Origin of the sequence: Candidatus Infernicultor aquiphilus (assembly GCF_002784285.1) — a bacterium.
GTDB lineage: Bacteria > Atribacterota > Phoenicimicrobiia > Phoenicimicrobiales > Phoenicimicrobiaceae > Infernicultor > Infernicultor aquiphilus.
This window is the reverse complement of the sequence record NZ_PFKO01000358.1, coordinates 1-3860: the sequence shown is the minus strand read 5'-3', so window position 1 is coordinate 3860 and position 3860 is coordinate 1. Positions and strand designations below refer to the sequence as shown.

The 3860-nt window shown below is 32.4% G+C and carries 11 protein-coding genes; all 11 read right to left on the bottom strand.

The genetic code is table 11. The features are described 5' to 3' along the window. Nucleotides 1-162: 162 nt before the first annotated feature. On the bottom strand, nucleotides 163-357 hold the full coding sequence (locus COZ07_RS10085; RefSeq protein WP_406608435.1) for a hypothetical protein: 195 nt from the start codon (nucleotides 355-357) through the stop codon (nucleotides 163-165). A gap of 29 nt (nucleotides 358-386) precedes the next feature. After that, nucleotides 387-710 (bottom strand): hypothetical protein, encoded by a 324-nt coding sequence (locus COZ07_RS10080; RefSeq protein ID WP_406608434.1) that lies wholly within the window; start codon nucleotides 708-710, stop codon nucleotides 387-389. Next, nucleotides 667-903, bottom strand: a complete 237-nt coding sequence (locus tag COZ07_RS10075; RefSeq protein ID WP_406608433.1) for a hypothetical protein — start codon at nucleotides 901-903, stop codon at nucleotides 667-669. Before COZ07_RS10075 ends, COZ07_RS10080 begins: the two co-directional genes overlap by 44 nt. Before the next feature lie 62 nt (nucleotides 904-965). Then, the gene (locus COZ07_RS10070) at nucleotides 966-1196 is read right to left on the bottom strand and encodes a helix-turn-helix domain-containing protein (RefSeq protein WP_406608436.1); all 231 of its coding nucleotides are present in this window, start codon (nucleotides 1194-1196) and stop codon (nucleotides 966-968) included. Between the two features lie 20 nt (nucleotides 1197-1216). Beyond that, nucleotides 1217-1339: a hypothetical protein gene (locus COZ07_RS10065; RefSeq protein ID WP_406608432.1), complete on the bottom strand. Its 123-nt coding sequence runs from the start codon at nucleotides 1337-1339 to the stop codon at nucleotides 1217-1219. Continuing rightward, nucleotides 1336-1986: a hypothetical protein gene (locus tag COZ07_RS10060; RefSeq protein WP_406608431.1), complete on the bottom strand. Its 651-nt coding sequence runs from the start codon at nucleotides 1984-1986 to the stop codon at nucleotides 1336-1338. Before COZ07_RS10060 ends, COZ07_RS10065 begins: the two co-directional genes overlap by 4 nt. After that, nucleotides 1986-2114: a hypothetical protein gene (locus COZ07_RS10055; RefSeq protein ID WP_406608430.1), complete on the bottom strand. Its 129-nt coding sequence runs from the start codon at nucleotides 2112-2114 to the stop codon at nucleotides 1986-1988. Before COZ07_RS10055 ends, COZ07_RS10060 begins: the two co-directional genes overlap by 1 nt. A 140-nt stretch (nucleotides 2115-2254) precedes the next feature. After that, nucleotides 2255-2440: a hypothetical protein gene (locus tag COZ07_RS10050; RefSeq protein ID WP_406608429.1), complete on the bottom strand. Its 186-nt coding sequence runs from the start codon at nucleotides 2438-2440 to the stop codon at nucleotides 2255-2257. A 251-nt stretch (nucleotides 2441-2691) separates the two neighbouring features. Beyond that, a complete protein-coding gene (locus COZ07_RS10045; protein WP_406608428.1) occupies nucleotides 2692-2886 on the bottom strand; it encodes a hypothetical protein in 195 nt (64 codons plus the stop codon). Between the two features lie 156 nt (nucleotides 2887-3042). Then, nucleotides 3043-3516, bottom strand: coding sequence for a hypothetical protein (locus tag COZ07_RS10040; RefSeq protein WP_406608427.1), 474 nt, complete (start codon nucleotides 3514-3516; stop codon nucleotides 3043-3045). Then, a partial coding sequence (locus tag COZ07_RS10035; RefSeq protein WP_406608426.1) for a hypothetical protein occupies nucleotides 3513-3860 on the bottom strand: 348 nt, incomplete at its 5' end. The genes COZ07_RS10035 and COZ07_RS10040, both read right to left, overlap by 4 nt.

Here is a 3860-nt window from a genome sequence, read left to right as displayed (position 1 = left end):
TTAAAAGGAGAATTTAAAAAGAACCAAAGAAAAATAAAGAAGTAATCCTATAATACTCAACCGCAACAAAGCAAATTTGTAATTATAGGTATTTCTAAGTTGTTTTCGTTTTTTCTCATCAATTTGTAGTAAAATTATTTATTCCTCCTTTCTTATTTTTTATTATTTACTCGGTATATTTATGTAGTAGCGGTCATATTGGCAAAGGTTATAATTCCACGCCTTAGTAACAGGTGGAATAACTATAATCATTATCATAATTCCGATGAAAATACCTGCTAAGAAGAAAGTTGCCTTCTTTCCCCATTGTCGCCATTTTCTGATAGCGATTTGTTCTTGTGTGTGTTTATTTAACATTTTTTTCTCTTTTCTTTTTTGTCATTTTTTTATCCTTTATAATTAAATTTAATTGTTTTGGATTTTACTTTTGCAATACCTGATTCTATTTCACTCTTCTTATTGGCTTTTAGCGTAATTTCTAAATTCTGTACTGATTTACTAAACTGATATATAGGCACTACTGATTCATAAAATAATTTTCTGTTGCTTTCAATTTTGGATATTTTATTCTTTTCCATATACATTAAGCAAAGACCTTTAAGATCGCTTAATTTCTCTTTTAACACACTTTCCTCTTGCTTTAACTGTGAGTAATCTTTAAAGCTCTTAGGAAGCTCGCTCTCGGTCATTAATTTTTTTGTTTCTACCATTTTTTTTTCCTTTCTTATTATTTTCTAAATAGTCTTCTATCCATTCCTCTTTGGTGTAGAAATGTCCTCTAGTTAGAACTGATTTAATCTCTCCCGACTTTAATCTGTCTATAAGCGCTCCGTAGCCGAAAGGGACTAGACCTAATACAATAACTTTATTAGGTGTTAACCACTTTTCGTTTGTTTCGTCCATAAACTTACTCCTTTCATATTAAGTAATATTATTTTAATTGATTTGAGGCTATTTGTAAAGAGCTAATATCTTCGGCTGACCTCAAATAGCTTCTCTTGACCTTTACCGACCAACTTATACCAAGCAATTTTAGCACTATCGGGATTATTAGGGTTAGCAGGTAGATCCTCTGTAATAATGTTATGGCCTTCTGCCTTTAACTCAAGTATCCGTGAAGCAGGGGACATTATAAACATTTCATTTCTCATTTCTAAAGTGCTATGTAGCTTTCCGTCTGAAAGTAAATCTAAGATTTTTTATCGCTGTATAGTTTTCATTTTTTCCTCCTTTTAGGATTGAAAGATTCGATAAATCTAAGTGCTTCTTGAGTTTTTTGTTTCATTGTCTTTAGCGGGTGGCGTTTTCTGATTTCTGCTTTTATTTCTTCTTCTGTCATTTCTTTATCTTTCTCGCCAAGTAATCTATATAATCCTTAACCCAACCTTTCGTATCATCTTTAGCAGAATGAATGTTATCCTGTTTAAATCCTAACCCTCCCAAAGTCGCTCCTACTGATCGGATTAAATCCATATTCTGACCAAGATTATCTGCTAATCTTTTAACATTTCCTTTTTTATAGTAATCTCCTTCATCGTAAACATTCATCGGATAGAAATTATTATTTATTGCTTCGAGTAACTTAGCAACCTCAATATGCGCCTTCACCCCTGCAAATTGTGTTTTCGTGAAATTCCTTTCAAAGAAATGATATTCGGTATTTTCCTTATGGAACTTTTCGAAATATCCCATTTTGTAATGTTCATTATCGAATGAGTGAAATCCTATAACTGTATCTTCACAATTTGGGTAAACTTGAATTGAGATAACTCTTTGCCAAACACGATATGCGGATTTGTTTAAGGTTTCGTATTTTTTACCCCACATATCATAAGAGATATGGCTTAAAATATCCTTTCTATCTGACCAGATTGTCCATTTTCGACCTTTAGCAACATCTCGCACGAAATCTATTGTTTGTTTTACCCTTTCCTTACTTATGGATTGTGTTTTATTCTTTGATCCGTAATGTATTGTTACACCCATTATTTTTCCTTTCTAAACTTTTTCATAAAATTAAATATTTTTTCTTCCCAAGATATTTCTGTTATAGCTACGCCTATAATTATACCTAGAGCAATAGCTACAAAAGAACAAAGTAATATATTTATCATTATCTATCTCCTTTCTATCGAGTCATTACAAAGATAAAAATTGCGTATAAAGCAATTATACCTAGTACCCGATAACTTTTAATTCTAAATTGTCTAAACTTCCTTTTGAAGATTTGTTTTTGTGTTTTCTCGCTTAACATTTAAAGCTCCTTTCTTAATTCGAAACGATAGTACTTATTTGATTTTTCTTTTACCTCGAAATAATCCGATAACTGCTCGATCTCGTTATCTTTAAGATAGCCGAGATACATTTCAATCCCTGAAACTTTTAGCATTTTAAACCAGCGGTCTAAATGCCTTTTAACCTTCTGAACTTTTTTGTCCATTTTTAACTCCATTATTTTTCCTTTCTTTAATTTATTTGATTGTAATTTGTCTTTTTTTATTTGTCAAGTTTTGTTATGTTTCGGATACATCTTAATAGATTTAAGACCATTTGTAAAGGGTCTTTTAATGTTGATATCAAAAAAAGAGGGTTATTACACCCTCTAATTGTGCCTGAGGCTTTACCTAATGCCCCTAGAAGTAGTTTTAGACCTATCATTAGTATTCTAATACTACTTTCCTCTAAATTGGACTAATTTCTATGGGATTTGGCGTTACCATAAAGTGCTAAGACCGCACCAAAGAACTGAAAGCCGCTATTTATCACATTTGCGACATCGGTTTCAATTCCAACATACTTTGCGACTCCGAACATACCTAAAACCATAACACCAATTCCAGCATAGGTTTTCTTCCCGTCCATAAATTCGCTAATTGTTTTAAACATTTTACTCCTCTTTGCCATTACCGCAGTAATGACAAATTAAATTATTAACTGCTATATTTATTTTACCGCAATTTTGGCATTGTTTACATCTTCTACAAAATAAAATTTTCTCCCTATTATCAATACCGCAAAACTTACATTTTTGAGAAGTTATCTTCATTTTGGCGTATCCTTTGAAGTATAAATTAACTCCATTTTTACAATATTAACTATTCTTTTATCCGCCTGGATAAAAGAATCTAAAGCATAAAACCCAATCCAAGGGTTAGTAAGACCCTGAACTAACTTAGTTAAATCTAAGTCATAAATATCTAGATGAGTCGCTCCTGCATAAGGAACTTGTAGCAATCCTGCGTCTATATTTAATTGCCTCTCAATTAAGAAATCTTCATCGATCACAGTTATTTTCGAAAACCCACATTGATTATCGGCTAATGAAGCGTCGAAATCTACTGAAACATAGGGAATACAAAAGCTAATAATATCCAGCATATTTTTAGGGTAGCTTGGTCTAATAAGGAAATCATCTCCTATATCCTGATGTTCCGAGTCTGCTCCATTAGTAGTAAAGGCGGAAACTATTTTTATATTTAAAGGATTTTTTATTTCTTTTGATTTTTCTATATTCATACTCCTACCTCATAGTCTACTTTAGCAAATTTTATCGGATCGCTAGGAATTGTCGTTGAGCCATACCACCAACAATCAGCATGGAACCAAGCGACCGTAATATAGATCTTTTTACTCCATAAAATATTATTCGGCTGAATTACAAATTTAGTTATATCCTGCTCCCATTCTGAAAGTGCGTCCCTTACCCACGGACCACCAAGTGTTGAAGTTTGTGACTTAATTTCATCATCTGTTAAATTTCCGTCCTCTGATATTCCGATATAAAGAGCTTTCTCTGATCCTGCGTTTGGCTCATACCAAGAACCATCCCAAGTAGCCGAACCCCAAACAGCAAATAAACT